Genomic DNA, 16,226 nt, shown 5'->3' on the forward strand with positions numbered 1-16,226 from the left:
TTGGTTGCTGTGATCAGCGTCCCCGACAAGGTCACCCTTGATGGGCTAGAACAAAAATGGTCTGCTATCTGGGAAGAGCGCGAGATCTACCGCTTTGATGACAGCGTTCCCGCCGAAGCCATCTACTCAATCGACACGCCTCCTCCAACGGTGAGTGGTTCGTTGCATATTGGCCATGTGTTTTCCTACACCCATGCGGACATCATTGCTCGTTATCAACGCATGCAGGGACATGAAGTCTTCTACCCAGTGGGATGGGATGATAACGGCGTGCCAACGGAGCGGCGGGTGCAAAACTACTTCTCCGTTCGGTGTGACCCCTCGCTGCAATACGAGCCGGATCTTGTACCCGATTCGTCCGCGAAGGAGCTGCGCCCTGTCTCCCGGGCTAACTTCATCGAACTGTGTGAACAACTCACCCAACTCGATGAGCAGGTCTACGAGATGCTATGGCGCCGAGTTGGACTCTCTGTCGATTGGTCACTCACCTATACCACCGTCGGCTCGCGATCTCGCAAAGTCTCGCAGGCAGCATTTCTGTCGTTGCTCGCAAAGGGTGAGATCTATCAAAACTCCTCGCCGACCCTTTGGGATGTCGACTTCCAAACAGCCGTTGCACAAGCAGAACTTGAGGATCGTCCCGTCGCTGGCAAGTATCATCGCGTGCGCTTCCAGGTGGCAGGGGGTGGGCAAGTAGAGATCGAAACCTCCAGGCCGGAGCTCCTTCCGGCGTGTGTCGGCTTGGTGGTACATCCTGACGATACGCGGTATCAGTCGCTCGTGGGGCAGAGGGTGTTGACGCCACTCTTTGGAGTCCCGGTTAGGGTGATCGCGCATCCGCTCGCCGATCCCGAGAAGGGAACTGGCGCGGCGATGGTGTGCACCTTTGGTGACCTCACGGACGTCACCTGGTGGCGTGAGGGACAGCTTCCGCTACGGGTCATTATGGGGCGCGACGGACGCCTTCTCGACGGCATCGTCTTTGGTTCTGATCAATTCCCTTCAGAGGACCCTGAGCGTGCCAATGCCCTCTATGGCGAGCTTGCTCGACGACGTAGTGTTGCTGCGCGCGAGCGTGTCACTGAGCTGCTCCTCGAATCGGGAGATCTTTTGGGAACGCCGACCAATGTCCAGCATGCCGTCAAATTCTACGAGAAGGGTGATCGGCCACTGGAAGTCGTCGCCTCGCGTCAGTGGTTCTTGCGGCTCCTGTCACATCGCGCTGCCTTTATCGCTCGGGGAGAGGAGCTGGACTGGCTCCCACCGCACATGCGGGTTCGCTATGAGAATTGGGTACGAGGACTCAACGCGGATTGGAATCTCTCGAGGCAACGATTCTTTGGGATCCCAATCCCTGTCTGGTATCCAATCGATGCAGCCGGCGAGATTGACTACGATCGGCCAATTCTCCCGGCGATGGAGGATCTTCCTATCGATCCGCATAGCCAGACTCCTCATGGGTTCCAGGAGAGTCAGCGGAACCAGCCAGGCGGATTTGCGGCCGATCCTGACGTGATGGATACCTGGGCGACCTCGAGTTTGAGCCCCCAGCTTGCGGGGGGCTGGCTTGAAAACCCTGAACGATTCGCGAAGGTCTTCCCGATGGATCTACGGCCCCAGGGGCAGGAGATTATTCGTACCTGGCTGTTCTATACGATCGTGCGTAGTGAACTTGGCTTTGGCGCATTACCCTTCAAGCGCGCGCTGATATCGGGGTTTGTGCTCGACCCCGATCGTAAGAAGATGTCCAAGTCGAAGGGCAATGTGGTCACGCCCCTCCCCCTCGTTGAACGCTTTGGGTCAGATGCTTTGCGCTACTGGGCGGCAGGGGGAAGACCTGGGGTCGATACCGCGGCTGATGAAGGACAGATGAAAATCGGTCGTCGTCTGGCGATCAAGATAGCCAACGCAACCAAGTTTGTGCTCGGTACCCTCGCTCGGACCGAGAGTCCACCAGAGATGGTCGCTCCGCACCCGCTCGATCTCAGCTTTCTGGCGGTGTTGGACGAGGCACTCAATGAGGCTACCGTTCGGCTTGAACAGAACGATTACACCGGGGCGCTTGAGACGATAGAGCGTTGTTTCTGGGAGTTCTGTGATGACTATCTTGAGCTCGTTAAGGTCCGTGCCTACGGTGATCCGACAGAGGTTGAACTTCCTCTCGTGACCCTGTCGGAGGCAGGCAGGGCATCGGCGTTGGCGACGCTTCGAATCGCGAACGAGCTTTTGTTACGAGCCTTGGCGCCGTACCAGCCCTTCGTGACCGAGGAGGCGTGGTCGTGGTCACACGATGAGTCCATCCACCGTAATGCCTGGCCCCAGCCGGGCGAGGGTCTGCGCAGGCTCACGGCAGATTCCTCGGCGGTACAGGGAGAGGCTGCAGTGGATATTTTTCGAGCCGCCCAGGAGGTCTTGACGGAGGTGCGAAAGATCAAGAGCGAGCACAAGGTTTCGCCCAAGACACCGGTGGAGCAGGTGGTGATTCGTGATACCGGGGATCGGCTTCGCTCCCTGGGCGCCGCGCTCGGCGATCTTGCGGCGGCCGGAGTTGTGCGAAGTATTGCGTTGCAAGAAGAGGGATCAGTACCCGCCATCGAAGTGCTGATGGATCCGGAGGTGGGTTGAGCCTTTGCACCGAGCTGGCTTTGCACCGAGCTGGCTTTGCACCGAGCTGGCTTTGCACCGAGCTGCCCTGGCATCGCGCCATAATCCTTGTCGTCCTACTCCGAGTAGCCGATCTGTGCAAGCGTGCAGGCGAGAACGAGTGCGGCGGAATGTGCAAGATCGCGCGTAGCTGTCAAGAGGACGAGGATACGCTCGTTCCGCGCCTGGGCAGCCAGGTTATTGAGCGCGGTCTGTCGCTTCGGCAGAAGCAGTTCTTGTTGATACTGTTCGCTAAAAGCGTCGAACCTCTCGGGCTCATGGTGATACCATCGCCGAAGCGGTGTGCTCGGTGCAAGTTCCTTCTCCCATCGGTCCCAAGAGCGTGCCTCCTTGGAGACGCCGCGAGGCCAAAGACGATCCACAAGGACTCGGTAGCCTGGGTGTAGCGATGGCGCAGCATAGATTCGCTGGACGACGATATTGGCAGCGATCGTCAGCTCATCGACGGATTCTGTCATCGGGTGCGAGCCTCATACAATCTGCTGGTACGGGATTCGGCATTCGGCAGTGATCGCTTTGATCTTCGGAGGCGATTGCTCCGCAGGCGGGGCAGACACGAGAGAGCCAGCACGCAGGGTCGCCGACAGGGTCAATTGGGTCGATTTCGTCATGTGTCATCGGTACCTCCTAACTTCCTGGGTCGAGGAGCCTTGCAGCCTTTGTGGTCAATCGGTCCAAGGAACCTGCCAGGCGAGATGACCTCGAACGACATCGACCGCGGAGTCTGGTCCCCATGTGCCGCGCGCATAGGTCTCTGGTTTCGTGGTGCTGTGGACAAGTGGATCGAGGATTCTCCAGGTCTCCTCGACGACATCCTCGCGAGTAAAGAGTGAATGATTGCCCTCGAGTGCATGGCTGATGAGCAGTTGGTAAGGCTCGGGAGCACGCCCCAGTTCCTTAGCGAAGGGCAGATCAAGGTGGACCTCGTCGGAACCGGTGCTATCGGCCGCCTTCGAGAAGAGCGTCATCCGCAACCCTGGCTCAGGATCGATCCTGAGAATGACTTGGTTTGGTGCGACATGGGTTGGCAATTCAAGCGAGTTGAGTTTTGGCGGATGGCGGAAGATGAGTCGGACCTCGGTTGCGGTGGCTTTGAGTGCTTTGCCGGCGCGGAGGAAGATCGGCACGCCCTCCCATCGCCAGTTGTTCACACTGAGGCGCAGTGCGACGAAGGTCTCCGTCTTGGATCCTGGTTGGACCCCCGGCACGTCCTGGTATCCCTCATACTGACCACGGATCACCTGCGAAGGGTCAACCGTCGCCATGGCGCGAAAAACGTCGGCTTTTTTATCCCAGAGGGCACGATCACCGGCCTGGCTCGGCGCCTCCATCAGCACGAGCGCGAGGACCTGCAGCAGATGGTTTTGGACCACATCGCGAAGGGCACCAACCGGGTCGTAGAAGGCACCCCGGTCCTCTACCCCAAAGTCCTCGGTCATGTTGACTTGAATAGCGGAGACGTGGTCGCGGTTCCAGAGAGGCTCAAGGAGCGAGTTGGCGAATCGTAAATAGAACAGATCGAGCACCGGTTGTTTGCCAAGGAAATGGTCGATCCGCAAGATTTGTTGCTCATCGATGACAGCATGTAGGCGATCATTGAGCTCCTTCGCCGAGGCGAGATCATGGCCAAATGGCTTTTCGATCAGGAAAAAGGCATCTTTGGCCAGCCCATTCTTTGCCACCGCCTCGACGACTGGCGCAAAGAGAACGGGAGGAATTTCAAGGTAATAAAGCTTGCGCTGGGCAGAGCCCATCAGCTGAGCGAGTGCATGGTAGGTGCTGTCCGAGGTGAAGTCTCCTCGCAGATACTGCAGTCGGTTCGCGAGTCGGTCGATCACCTTGGTGTCAGGATCCTTGATGGTGCTGGCAATCGAGCTTCGCATGTGTTTGATGAGTCCGTCGGTGGTCCAGTCGTCCATGGCGACACCGATGATGGGACAGGTCAGTTTGTCGTTCTCTTCGAGGCGATAGAGCGATGGGAACGTCATCTTCTTGGCGAGGTCACCGCTGATGCCGAAGATGACGAAGACCTCCACCGATTGATCGTCGTTGTGTCCGCCTGTGGTTGTAGATGTCGTGGTCATTGCAGTTGAACTCCCCATTGTGTTGTACGTGTCTCTTTCGGTTCAAGGATTAGCAGATCCTGGCCGCTCTGTAGTGCGTTGGGTGGCGCGGTCATCGGTTCGACCGCTAGTGCTCGACGACGGCGCCAACTCGGTAGTGTATCGCCAGTAAAGACTTGGAGGTAGCGGTAGCTTTGGTCTGCCCAAAGCTCGACGGTTCGGCCGTCGGTCCCCTGTAGACGCGCCCAACTTGTGGCATCATCAGTTGAGTGAACGGCGAAGGTCGTGTCGAGCACGCGTTCCCCGATGGGCCGTGGCAGCGCAAGATTTGCAGCGGAGCTATCTTCATCGTTGGCAAGACTCTCGATATCAGAAGCCGTAGCGGAGAAGATCGCTCGGTCGATGATCTCGTCTTTGCCCGGGGAGAGGTAGGGATGATGACCGAGGGCAAACGGACAGGCTTCGGAGCTACGATTGGACACCTCGGTGGTGATCGTGAGTCCTTCGGTCGACAGCTGGTAATGCAATTGGACGAAGAGACGGAATGGATACCACGGTGCAGGGTGCAGGGTTGTCTGCAACGTTGCAGAACTCTGTGTGAGTCGTGTGGCGTCAAACGGGTGCCAACGTATGAGACCATGTATTGCGTTGCCCGCTTCGACCTCAGTTAAGGGCAACAGATAGTCTTGGTCGTGGAATCGATACCTTCCACCGAATACGCGGTTTGGCCATGGCAAGAGATGTGCCCCATGGGCACCGTCACAGATGGCACTCTCATCATAGGACTCTAGTACTGGCCGGTCACGGTGTTCAAGGAACCGGATACCGCCACCGACTTCCACGATGACGGCGTGGTACCCCTCGAAGGCCAGGTGATACTGCTTCCCCGAAGGAGGCTCGGTCGGGATCATCTGCATTTGTCTCTGAGGTTAGCAGGCTTTGTGCACCCCGCCCATTCGAGCTCTTCAGACGAGCTTCTCCGGTGCGAGGACTGGGTATCGTGCTGTCATGAAGTAGGGCGACGACTGGCTCGTTGCACTCTGTCATCGACGTACTCCTGTACGAGCGTGGAGCCGAGCGTGGTCCCTGAGGAGTAGAACGCCTGTCCATGATTGATGGCCAGTACGTTGTTGACGAAGCTGCGTAATCCAGTATCTGGGTTGAGAATGAAAAGATTGATCGTGATTCCCTCTCGAGTACACCGCAGGACCTCGGCGAGTGTCCGTTGGATTGTCTCGGGTGACGGTGGGTACGCGAAGAAAACCTCATGATTATCAGGGTCGATATGCGCGGTTGGCTCTCCGTCGGTCACCAGCAAGATCTGTCGGTACCCAGGTTGATTCCGTAATCTAGTACGACACAGGAGCAGTGCGTGCTCGATGTTGGTGCCATAGACATAGTCCCACTGCGCGCTAGGTAGGTGAGCAAGATCGACCTCGCGCGCCACCTCGGAAAAGACGACATAACCGAGGTAGTCCCGTGGATAACGGGAGTGGATCAGACTAGAGAGTGCGAGTGCGACCTGTTTGGCGGGGAGGAAGGTATCGTTCAATGGCATGGAGAGCGAAAGATCGAGCGCTAACATGGTGGCGGCCCGCGTCCGCTCCTCCGTCAGTTCGATGGCGAAGTCCTCGGGTGCAAGTTGCAGCGGAGTTCCTCCACCCTGCCGCGCGAGTGCATTGGTCATGGTCTCGCGTAGAGCGAGTCGGAACGGGTCTCCAAATTCGTATGGCTTCGTCTCGCCGCTCAGATCCGTTCCCTGATGGCCGATCCGTCGTGACTCATGATTGCCAAGGAGGCGCGCCTGTCCCGCGGGAAAGAGCCGATGGAGGACGATGTCGCCGAGCTTGTTGATGGCGTTGCCGGTGAGCTCGAGTTTTCCACCGTCACGGTCGATCAACCCGGCGTCGCTGAGTTGGTCGGCGAGTTGTTTGAGGCGACTGACGGCGTCACCAGCATCGGAACCGAGTAACTCCTCAAGTTGGGCGCTATCGAGCTCGGAGAGTCGCTCGGGGCTTGAGGCCTGTTTTAGGGCACCTTCGAGCTCGTCGAGTTGACCAAGGGTGCTCATGACCTCCTCAAGCTCCCCAAGACCAAGGGGAACATCCCCGTGAAAGCCATAACCCGCCGCGTCGGTATTTGTCCAGGGGCCAAGGGCGGAGCCAAGACGTGACATCGCTTGGCCGAGCTCAGGTGACTCCGAGAGGACGGACATGAGGTCCATGAGCTCTGCACGGGTCGCCGCATCCATCGAGCCAAGGAGAGACTGCGTCAACCTGGCTGATTCCACCATCCGTGCCAAGAAGTCTTCAAACTCCTCGTCATCACCGGCGATACCTGGGTATTGTTGTTTGAAACTGGCGAAGTCGGCCTCGACGTCTTCACCGTTGCGAAAGCGCTCTATGAGCTCTGCCAACTCGTTCATCATCTGTGCCGTCAACTCGGGATCGGCAGTGGTGAGCGCATCTCGTAGTTGCTGCACCTGTTCGCGCAACATGGAGGACCTAAGCGATTCGACGAGGTCACCAAAACGCTCTTTGGCCCTTTCATCAAGAAATTCGTAGTTGGTTAGTTCTCGGATACGGTCGCCAAGCCCCGCTGGGAGAGCATCGAGCTCAAGCCCCGCGAGGAGGTGCTGCTCGTCACCGCTGGCAGCATACGCTTGGGAACGCGTGGTATGTTCTTGGCTGATAATGGCATCGAGTTCGGTGTTGAGTTGTGCAACGAGACCGTTGGGATCGTAATGGGCAAGCAGTTCATCGCGACGTCTCCGCAGCCGCTCCAACAATTCTGCGAGCCCTGGTGTCGCTCCAAAACCTTGTGCGAGTAACTCCCGGAGCGCCTCAGAGACATTGCCGTGATAGGTGAGTGAGTCGGCGAGTGCATCCAGAATCTCGTCGGCTTGGGTCGTCGTGTCGAGCGCGGGATCATAGTCATGATAGCGATAACGCTTAGGCACGGCTCGACCCGAAGGTAGTGCGGTCGACGGAGGTGTGGCGCGAGAGCCGTCGCGTCGCGACAAGACCTTCAAGGACAAGGTCAACATAACAAGGGAGTTCTTCACTCGTTGGTGAGGACCCGACAAACGCGAGGAGTTCTGGATAGCTGGCTAGCAGGGTTTGGTACGCAGTGGCTGACTGGTCAGCCTCGATCTGGAGCGGTGATCGATTCACCTCTTCGACCAAGGCAGTCGCATCCTGGCTTCCGTAGTATTGGGTGAACACGGCGCCTATCGCTTGGCGTAGGAGGGCAACGCCGATCTTCATGCCTTCCCGAGGGTCAAGCGACTCCACCTCGATTTTCCCGACAAAAGCTGGAAGGGCGGCTTCAAGGTCGGTCACGCGGATCACCGCTGGCGACTCTTGATTGCGAATCGATCGTACGAGTGCGGCTGCGGTGACCGCCTCATAGGCCGCGATCGATGCACGAACTGAGACTCCCGAGTGTTGGGAGATACTTGAATGGTGTCTGGCAAGCTGAGCCATGGTGGCGATGATCAGCAGGATCGGTGGCGGAGAGACGACCACAAGGTCGGATGGCAGTCTGGCTTCGCTAGTCACAATGGCGATCTCGTCCTCGACCACCTCCGGGTAGTGCGTCGTGATCTGGGTACCGAAGCGGTCCTTGAGAGGGGTAATCAATCGCCCACGGCTCGTGTAATCCTCTGGGTTGGCTGACGCGACAAAGAGGATGTCAAGAGGGAGGGCGATCTTGTAGCCGCGGATCTGAATGTCACGTTCCTCGAGAGCGTTCAGCAGGCCGACTTGAATGCGTTCTGGGAGATCAGGAAGCTCGTTGATGGCAAAGATACCCCGATTGGTGCGCGGGACAAGCCCATAGTGAATCGTGTCGGTATCGCCGAGATACCGCCCTTCTGCGACTTTGATCGGGTCAACCTCGCCGATGAGGTCGGCGATCGTGGTATCGGGGGTGGCTAGCTTTTCGCTAAAGCGTGTGGCTCTGTTGATCCATGCGACTGGGGCTTTGGGCCCCTCGTGCTTGAGGTGCTCTCTCGTGCTTGGCAGGATCGGATGGAGAGGATCCTCATTGAGTACCGAACCCTCTACCACCGGTATCCATTCGTCGAGCAGTTCGTAGAGCGTTCGAATCATCCGGGTTTTGCCTTGACCCCGCTCACCGAGGAAGATGATGTCGTGTCCGATGACGAGCGCGCGCTCAAGCTCTGGCAAGACGGTGTCTTGGTAGCCAAATAACCCATCGATCACTGGCGCATGTGCCCGAAGTCTCGCAAAGACGTTCGCTCGGATCTCCTCTCGCACGGTTCTTGGCTTGTAGCCACTGTCCACCAGGTCACCGAGGTTTGTTGGGAAGTCCATAGGAAAATGCTAGAGGGAAATCGCGCGAAATTTCATGAACTCGCAGATTTCATGCAAAACTGTTAGGTGTGAACGTTCACTACCACAGTTATGACGCAGTTATCGTAGGTGCCGGTGGCGCTGGCCTTCGGGCCGCCCTCGAAACGGCTGGCAAGGTGCGCACCGCGGTGATCACCAAACTCTACCCCACGCGTTCCCATACGGGAGCAGCCCAGGGTGGAATGTGCGCAGCCCTCTCAAATGTCGAGGAAGATTATTGGGAGTGGCACGCCTTTGATACCGTGAAGGGGGGCGATTACCTTGGCGATCAGGATGCTATCGACATCATGTGTCGCGAGGCGATCGATGCCGTGATCGACCTGGAACACTTCGGCCTGCCCTTCTCTCGGACTCCTGAGGGTCGGATTGACCAACGCCGTTTCGGTGGGCACACGCGCAATCACGGCGAAGCGCCGGTGCGCAGGGCCTGTTATGCGGCTGATCGAACCGGTCATATGATTTTGCAGACACTCTATCAGCAGTGTGTTGCCGCTGACGTGAACTTCTTCAATGAGTTCCAGGTCTTTGATGTGCTCTTTGACGGAGAGGGTGCCTCGCGTCGTGCTGCTGGAGTGGTGGCGTACGAGCTTGCAACCGGCGATCTGCACGTATTTATCTCCAAGGGCGTCCTCTTCGCGACTGGTGGCTACGGGCGCATCTTCCAGATCACCTCGAATGCCCATACGCTCACCGGGGATGGCCCAGGAGTCCTGTTCCATCGTGGTATTCCGTTAGAGGATATGGAGTTCTATCAGTTTCACCCCACCGGCATCTATGGAATCGGCATTCTCCTGACGGAGGGCGCGCGAGGTGAAGGAGGGATCCTACGCAATGGCCTTGGGGAACGTTTCATGGAGCGTGTTGCGCCTACGGTCAAAGATCTAGCTCCTCGTGATATGGTGGCGAGAGCTATTCATGCCGAGATCAAGGAAGGTCGAGGGGCCGGCCCCGATAAGGACTACGTCTACCTTGATCTCACGCATCTTCCACCAGAACAGATCGATGCGAAGCTCCCTGACATCAGTGGTTTCGTGCGGACCTACCTTGGGCTTGAGCCAAAGACTGACCCGATTCCTATCCAGCCGACGGCCCATTATGCGATGGGTGGCATCCCCACCAACATCCACGGTGAGGTAGTGATCGATGGAGACAATACGGTGCTCCCCGGACTCTATGCGGCGGGCGAGTGTGCCTGTGTCTCGGTCCATGGAGCAAACCGGTTGGGCACGAACTCCCTTCTTGACATCAATGTCTTTGGACGTCGTGGTGGACGAGCGATGGTCGAGTATGTCCAGGGAGTCGATCATCCTGATCTTCCACGATCAGTTGTCGACCCGACGCGAGAGCGTATCGATATGATGATGAACTCGACCGGTAGTGAGAAGGTCGGCGCGATCCGCGGAGAGCTCCAAGTGGCCATGATGCGCGACGCCTCGGTTGTGCGAACGGGCGAATCATTGCAGGAGGCGCTACGGGTGATTCACGAGCTCAGGGACCGCTACGAGAAGGTCACCATCGATGACAAGGGTTCGGTCTTCAACTACGATCTCACCGAGGCATTAGAACTGGGCAGTCTCCTTGATATCGCCGAGGTTCTTGTCTTGGGAGCAGATGCACGCAAAGAGAGCCGAGGTGCGCATTGGCGTGACGACTTCCCGACCCGGGACGATGCAAACTGGATGAAGCATACCCTCGCCTATCGGGATGAGTCGGGCACAATTAGCCTGGACTACAAGCCGGTGGTTCAGGGCCGCTATGAGCCGATGGAGAGAAAGTACTAAATGACGACTACCGTACAACCTGCAGAAGAGATCTCTCTGATCAAAGAGGTGGATGTCCACCTCACCATCAAACGTTTTAACCCAGAAACCGATGTGCGTCCGCATTGGCGTGAATATGATCTCAAGCTCAAGAACTCAGATACGGTGCTCAATGCGTTGATTGCGGTGAAGAGCACGATCGACGGCACGCTGAGCTTTCGGCGTAGTTGCGCTCACGGAGTCTGTGGCTCTGACGCGATGATGATCAATGGCGAGAATCGTTTGGGGTGTGTGAACCTGATCTCGACGATTGGCACTGATCTGGTCATCGAGCCGGTTCGCGGCCTACCGGTGATCAAGGACCTTGTCGTCGATATGGAGCCGTTCTTCGCTCAGTATCGTAGCGTCCTTCCTTATCTCATCGCCAATGACGATCCTGGCTACAAGGAACGCTATCAATCCCCCGAGGACCGTGCGCGCTTTGACGATACCACCAAGTGCATCCTCTGCGGGGCTTGCTCCACCTCGTGCCCTGTCTATTGGGCGAATGGAACCTATATCGGCCCTGCGGCCATTGTGAATGCTCATCGATTTATCTTCGATTCGCGTGATCAGGCGAAGAACGAGCGTCTTGACATTCTGAACCAAAAGAGTGGGGTATGGCGGTGCCGAACCTCCTTTAACTGCACGGAAGCATGTCCGCGAGGCATCAAGGTCACGGAGGCGATTGAAGAGGTGAAGAGAGCAATTCTGTATGACCGATCCTGACACAAGGGTGCTCCGGGATCAGCGCGCCAGTGGTGATGTCGATATCGTGTTGTTTCTGGTGTTGCGTTCGTCGATCGCCGATGTCGACAGAGTTCTGGGGCTACGTGAGGATGCGTCGATCATCGAACTCCCGTCGTTGGATGCTGAACAGGTCGATCCTGTGTCGACCGTAGAGATTCTGGCGCCACGGGGGAGTACGCTAACGGTAGACGCGTTACTGCGAGAGGGTGATATCCGTATTCTCAAGGGTGCTTCGCTGCTCCAAGAACAGTCAAGGCTCCTGCGCGAGGCGGTTGCCGCGAGGGGGTTACAACAGTTGTCGTAGGGATGTGCTATAACGAGTAGTAATGAATTTACGTGATTGGGCGCTTTCCCAAGGTATGCATCCTCAGACGGCGTATGGGTGGTATCGAACAGGGAAGATGCCCGTCCCTGCCCGTAAGGTTGGAAAGCTAATTCTGGTTGGTGTTCTGGAGTCCGAAGAACCGAAACATGGGTCATCGGTGATCCATGCACGAGTCTCGTCTTCTGACCAAAAACAAGACCTAGACAGACAGGTAGCGAGAGTGTTGGCTTGGGCTAGTGAACATGGGTATTCGGTGGATCGCGTAGTAACCGAGGTAGGCTCCACTCTTAACGGACACAGACGCAAGTTCTTGTCTTTATTGAGCGATCCAAAAGTTGGGACCATCCTGGTCGTTCCCAGGCCCTTATCGGCTACAGGCGACAGTTCAGATGATGGGTTGACTTATCACCTGGAGAGAGCACGCAAGACCAGTAGCAATACTGGCCGTACTCAGAGAGGCAAGAACAACTCTCGGACAAGTGAGCATGAGAACCTTGTAAAAGGTGCGTCATTATGAGTGGACTCACTATTAATCACTTAGATGCAACGGTAAGTTATGCTGGGTAGCCGCCGGGAGATCCGTCCGCCCATGCGACCTGGATGGTATCCACAAGGAGAAGGTCGGCTCCGCTACTTTGACGGTCAAGCTTGGACGACGTCAGTCCGTCAGCGACCGAGTTTTACCAACTTTGTCAGAGAGTTGCCGACTCCTGAGGTCGCCTTCCTCCAGCCAGTTCACCAGCATCGACGCCTCGTTAGAGTGGTGAGCCTCCTGATCGTTGCGCTCCTGCTCGGTGGCATTATCGCTCAACTCATTATCTTTAGCGTGGCAAGCTCTTCCAGCCCTAAGATCCAGAGCCTTGCCAGCTATCGACACGCTGCAGATCACGTGTGCGAGAGTGTCTTCGATGGCGTCAGTGTCGTGAGTCTCGAGAAGAACGCCGGAAGATTGATGAATACCAAGCTGAGTCAAGGTGCCTCTGCCTTTAGTGTGCTTGCCTCAGAGACCACGAACGTCCCTCTCGCCAATACCGTTGCTGCTCGTTGGTCCGATCTTGCTATTGCCTGGTCTAAGTACCTGCGCGGCCACCAGGATCACCGTACCTCGGTGTTGAGTTCCATGCGTGCGGTGGATCAGTCGGCCAATGCCATCGGGGTGAAGGATTGTGCGGTTTTTACCCCTTCAGCGCAGCGAGCTGTGCTATCGTAGGCTCATCCGAATCTCGAAGGGGGAGTCGTGATCGAACACTGCATTGATGATAACCTATTGGTCCGCTATCGTCGCCTGCTCGATGCTGAGGATTTGGCCTTTAGCGAGATGGAGCATGACTTTGAGGAGGGCGATCGAACAAAGTTCGAGCGGGATAAGTCCGCTTGGCTCCAAGCTCTCGAGGAGCGACTCGGTTATCTCGATCGGTGTGGTTTTGTGAGTGAGCGGGAGTCGCGTCTCCTCGCCTAACGCAAGCCCGCACTTGGTAGCGCTCTGGTGAGAAATCTGCCTTACCAAAAGGCAGATGGGCGCGGATCGACGTGTTCCGTTGGCTGGTGACGGTGCCTCGCTTGCGAGCATGGTGATAGGGTCATGGTGGCGGTGTCGTGGACGTCGGCAGAGTGACGGCTCATGCTCTTTGAGCTGCCTGGTTAGCGGACAAGCAAGAACTACGGTAAGATTCGCCTAGTGGAGAGACCCTATCGAGTTGTTGTTGCAAAACCAGGTTTAGACGGGCATGATCGTGGTGCCAAAGTTGTCGCGCGCGCGTTGCGAGACGCTGGCTTTGAGGTGATCTATACCGGCTTGCATCAGACGGTCGAACAGATCGTGGAGACCGTGGTCCAAGAGGATGCCGATGCGGTTGGTGTCTCGCTGCTGTCGGGCGCCCATCTCACCCTCGTTCCGAAGTTGATCGACGGCCTACGAGAGCGCGGCCGAGATGGAGTGTTGCTCGTTGTCGGCGGCATCATCCCCGATAGCGACATCCCTGTATTGCACGAGATGGGGGTGGCACAAGTTTTTACTCCTGGGTCCTCCTTGACGGCTATCTGCGATTGGCTTGAGTCGACGCTTGACGCAAGGGAGCTATCTGTCTAAACCGCGCACAAAGGGCCGATGTGGGCGCTCGCCCCTGATGGAACTGGGTGTCGTGGCTGGCATGAAGATGAGAAAGTTGGGATGAGATGACAAGTGGAAGTAGGGGCTAGTGGATCTATTCGAATATCAGGGTAAAGATTTCTTTGCACGCTACGGTGTGCCAACGTCCTCAGGAGTTCTTGTGAGGGATCCCGAAGCGGCGGTCGATGCCGCTCGCAAGGTTGGTTTCCCCGCAGTGGTCAAGGCACAAGTCCAAGTGGGTGGTCGTGGCAAGGCTGGTGGCGTGAAGCTGGTTCGTGACGAGGCCGAGGCGCGTGACGTGGCGACGGCGATTCTAGGCATGGATATCAAGGGCCATATCGTACACAAGGTGTGGGTCGAGCATGCCTCAGATATCGCAAAGGAGTATTACGTTAGCTTCACGCTTGATCGCGGGGTCAAGCAGTATCTCTGTCTGCTCTCCTCAGAGGGTGGGGTGGAGATCGAAGAGGTAGCCAAGACCAATCCAGACGCGATTGCGCGGGTACATATTGACCCGCTTGAGGGTTTGACCGACGCAGAGGCTGCTCGTGTTGTTGCGGATGCTAGCATCGACGAACCATCTCGTCCAGGGGTTGCCAAGGTGTTACTGCAGCTGTACCAGGCCTTTGTCGAGGGCGATGCAGATCTTGTCGAAGTCAATCCGCTGATCATCAAGACCGACGGAAAGGTCCATGCGCTCGATGCAAAAGTCACCCTTGACGATAGTGCGAGCTATCGTCATCCAGAGTGGGAGGCCTATCGTGCGGATATGGAGCTCGACGGCCGGGAGGCGCTTGCACGCTCGAAGGGCCTGAACTACATTGGCCTCGATGGCACCGTCGGCATCATCGCGAACGGTGCTGGACTCGCGATGGCAACCTTGGATGTCGTGAGTCAAGCGGGTGGGCGTGCGGCAAACTTTCTTGACCTCGGGGGTGGTGCGGGTGCTGACGCCATGGCGAACGCACTCGAGGTGATCAACACCGATGAGAACGTGCAAGCGGTGTTCGTCAATATTTTCGGGGGTATTACGCGTTGTGATGAGGTGGCCAAGGGGATTCAGGAGGCTCTCGGTCGCGTGAACCTCACCTTTCCAATGGTGATCAGGCTGGATGGGACGAATGCGCGAGAAGGCCATGAGATTCTCCGGACACTTCTGTCGGATCAAATTCGCGTAGAAGAGACGATGGTTGGAGCGGCCGCTATCGCGGTTGAGCTTGCAAAGAAGGGCAAACGATGAGCATTTTTGTCGATGAAAACACCAAGGTGATTGTGCAAGGCTTGACGGGTAACCAGGGCCGCTTTCATGGTTTACGTAACCGCGATTATGGCACCAAGGTAGTCGCTGGAGTGACGCCGGGCAAGGCTGGGACGGACGTGGATGGGATCCCGATCTTTGATTCAGTGAAGGAGGCGGCAGCTGCAACTGGAGCTACTGCAAGCTTTATTGTGGTACCTCCTCGCTTCGCGGCTGATGCCATCATTGAGGCCGCCGCCGCAGGCATCGCTTTCGTCGTGTGCATCACCGAGTTCATTCCGGCAAAAGACGAAGCGATGGTGGCGAGCGTGTTGCGGCGCAACTACCCGGGAACACGGCTTCTAGGGCCAAACTGCCCGGGTATTATCTCGCCCGGACGCTGTAATATTGGGATCACCTCTGGAGACATTGCTCTACCCGGAGGACCGGTGGGAATTGTTTCCCGTTCAGGAACACTGACCTACCAGGCACTCTACGAGCTCAGTCAAAAAGGGGTCGGCCAGACGACCTGTGTAGGTATCGGTGGCGACCCAGTTCCGGGCACCAACTTCATCGACTGTCTTGCCGCCTTCGAGGCCGATCCTGAGACCAAGGCGGTCCTGATGATCGGCGAGATCGGCGGCGAGGAGGAGGAGAAGGCGGCGGCGTTCATCAAGGAACACGTCACCAAACCGGTCGTCGCCTACGTCGCAGGAGTAACCGCCCCTCCCGGCCGTAAGATGGGCCATGCGGGAGCCATCGTCTCTGGTGGCCATGGTACCGCGCAGGGCAAGATGGATGCGCTTCGAGAGGCGGGAGTTGTCGTTGCGGTAAACCCGACTGAGGCCGGTGACCGAATGGTCGAGATTGTTGAAGGACTCTAGCATCCGTATCTGGTAGCC

General features: G+C 57.2%; 15 protein-coding genes. 10 read left to right on the forward strand and 5 right to left on the reverse strand.

Annotated features, from left to right (window positions below):
• The first annotated feature begins 9 nt into the window (after positions 1-9).
• Positions 10-2,625, forward strand: a complete 2,616-nt coding sequence (valS, locus tag M7Q83_RS06010; RefSeq protein ID WP_298336384.1) for a valine--tRNA ligase — start codon at positions 10-12, stop codon at positions 2,623-2,625.
• Positions 2,626-2,720: 95 nt separating this feature from the next.
• Here the strand turns inward: valS and M7Q83_RS06015 are convergent, their stop codons facing one another.
• The 5 genes from M7Q83_RS06015 to M7Q83_RS06035 all read right to left on the reverse strand — a co-directional run bounded on the left by M7Q83_RS06015 (position 2,721) and on the right by M7Q83_RS06035 (position 9,064).
• Complete coding sequence (locus tag M7Q83_RS06015; protein ID WP_298336386.1) at positions 2,721-3,122, reverse strand: DUF488 family protein; 402 nt, start codon at positions 3,120-3,122, stop codon at positions 2,721-2,723.
• A 207-nt stretch (positions 3,123-3,329) separates the two neighbouring features.
• Positions 3,330-4,748 carry a glucose-6-phosphate dehydrogenase gene (locus M7Q83_RS06020; protein WP_366526375.1) on the reverse strand — a complete coding sequence of 473 codons (1,419 nt, stop codon included), beginning with the start codon at positions 4,746-4,748 and terminating at the stop codon, positions 3,330-3,332.
• Positions 4,745-5,638, reverse strand: a complete 894-nt coding sequence (locus tag M7Q83_RS06025) for an aldose 1-epimerase family protein (protein WP_298336391.1) — start codon at positions 5,636-5,638, stop codon at positions 4,745-4,747. The genes M7Q83_RS06020 and M7Q83_RS06025 overlap by 4 nt, the downstream gene beginning before the upstream one ends.
• 95 nt (positions 5,639-5,733) lie before the next feature.
• Positions 5,734-7,686: a hypothetical protein gene (locus M7Q83_RS06030; RefSeq protein ID WP_298336393.1), complete on the reverse strand. Its 1,953-nt coding sequence runs from the start codon at positions 7,684-7,686 to the stop codon at positions 5,734-5,736.
• The gene (locus tag M7Q83_RS06035; protein ID WP_298336395.1) at positions 7,679-9,064 is read right to left on the reverse strand and encodes a sigma 54-interacting transcriptional regulator; all 1,386 of its coding nucleotides are present in this window, start codon (positions 9,062-9,064) and stop codon (positions 7,679-7,681) included. The genes M7Q83_RS06030 and M7Q83_RS06035 overlap by 8 nt, the downstream gene beginning before the upstream one ends.
• 68 nt (positions 9,065-9,132) lie before the next feature.
• Here M7Q83_RS06035 and sdhA point away from each other — a divergent pair, with 68 nt between their 5' ends.
• The 9 genes from sdhA (at position 9,133) to sucD (ending at position 16,208) form a co-directional block, all read left to right on the forward strand.
• Positions 9,133-10,884, forward strand: a complete 1,752-nt coding sequence (sdhA, locus tag M7Q83_RS06040; protein WP_298336397.1) for a succinate dehydrogenase flavoprotein subunit — start codon at positions 9,133-9,135, stop codon at positions 10,882-10,884.
• Positions 10,885-11,631 (forward strand): succinate dehydrogenase iron-sulfur subunit, encoded by a 747-nt coding sequence (locus M7Q83_RS06045; RefSeq protein WP_298336399.1) that lies wholly within the window; start codon positions 10,885-10,887, stop codon positions 11,629-11,631.
• The gene (locus M7Q83_RS06050) at positions 11,618-11,956 is read left to right on the forward strand and encodes a hypothetical protein (protein ID WP_298336401.1); all 339 of its coding nucleotides are present in this window, start codon (positions 11,618-11,620) and stop codon (positions 11,954-11,956) included. The genes M7Q83_RS06045 and M7Q83_RS06050 overlap by 14 nt, the downstream gene beginning before the upstream one ends.
• Before the next feature lie 97 nt (positions 11,957-12,053).
• Positions 12,054-12,494 carry a recombinase family protein gene (locus M7Q83_RS14220; RefSeq protein ID WP_366526378.1) on the forward strand — a complete coding sequence of 147 codons (441 nt, stop codon included), beginning with the start codon at positions 12,054-12,056 and terminating at the stop codon, positions 12,492-12,494.
• Positions 12,495-12,533: 39 nt separating this feature from the next.
• A complete protein-coding gene (locus M7Q83_RS06055) occupies positions 12,534-13,187 on the forward strand; it encodes a DUF2510 domain-containing protein (protein ID WP_298336402.1) in 654 nt (217 codons plus the stop codon).
• Positions 13,188-13,214: 27 nt separating this feature from the next.
• The gene (locus M7Q83_RS06060; protein WP_298336404.1) at positions 13,215-13,436 is read left to right on the forward strand and encodes a hypothetical protein; all 222 of its coding nucleotides are present in this window, start codon (positions 13,215-13,217) and stop codon (positions 13,434-13,436) included.
• Between the two features lie 219 nt (positions 13,437-13,655).
• A complete protein-coding gene (locus M7Q83_RS06065; RefSeq protein ID WP_298336406.1) occupies positions 13,656-14,066 on the forward strand; it encodes a cobalamin B12-binding domain-containing protein in 411 nt (136 codons plus the stop codon).
• A 109-nt stretch (positions 14,067-14,175) separates the two neighbouring features.
• Positions 14,176-15,327, forward strand: a complete 1,152-nt coding sequence (gene sucC, locus M7Q83_RS06070) for an ADP-forming succinate--CoA ligase subunit beta (RefSeq protein WP_298336408.1) — start codon at positions 14,176-14,178, stop codon at positions 15,325-15,327.
• Positions 15,324-16,208, forward strand: coding sequence for a succinate--CoA ligase subunit alpha (gene sucD / locus M7Q83_RS06075; protein WP_298336410.1), 885 nt, complete (start codon positions 15,324-15,326; stop codon positions 16,206-16,208). Before sucC ends, sucD begins: the two co-directional genes overlap by 4 nt.
• Positions 16,209-16,226: the final 18 nt, after the last annotated feature.

The organism is Ferrimicrobium sp. (genome assembly GCF_027364955.1).
Lineage (GTDB): Bacteria > Actinomycetota > Acidimicrobiia > Acidimicrobiales > Acidimicrobiaceae > Ferrimicrobium.

Coding starts and splice junctions, on each gene's coding strand:
- M7Q83_RS06025 (WP_298336391.1), bottom strand. CDS start 5,638: ATGATCCCGACCGAGCCTCCTTCGGGGAAGCAGTATCACCTGGCCTTC.
- M7Q83_RS06015 (WP_298336386.1), bottom strand. CDS start 3,122: ATGACAGAATCCGTCGATGAGCTGACGATCGCTGCCAATATCGTCGTC.
- M7Q83_RS06050 (WP_298336401.1), top strand. CDS start 11,618: ATGACCGATCCTGACACAAGGGTGCTCCGGGATCAGCGCGCCAGTGGT.
- M7Q83_RS14220 (WP_366526378.1), top strand. CDS start 12,054: ATGCCCGTCCCTGCCCGTAAGGTTGGAAAGCTAATTCTGGTTGGTGTT.
- M7Q83_RS06055 (WP_298336402.1), top strand. CDS start 12,534: ATGCTGGGTAGCCGCCGGGAGATCCGTCCGCCCATGCGACCTGGATGG.
- M7Q83_RS06045 (WP_298336399.1), top strand. CDS start 10,885: ATGACGACTACCGTACAACCTGCAGAAGAGATCTCTCTGATCAAAGAG.
- sucD (WP_298336410.1), top strand. CDS start 15,324: ATGAGCATTTTTGTCGATGAAAACACCAAGGTGATTGTGCAAGGCTTG.
- M7Q83_RS06035 (WP_298336395.1), bottom strand. CDS start 9,064: ATGGACTTCCCAACAAACCTCGGTGACCTGGTGGACAGTGGCTACAAG.
- M7Q83_RS06020 (WP_366526375.1), bottom strand. CDS start 4,748: ATGACCACGACATCTACAACCACAGGCGGACACAACGACGATCAATCG.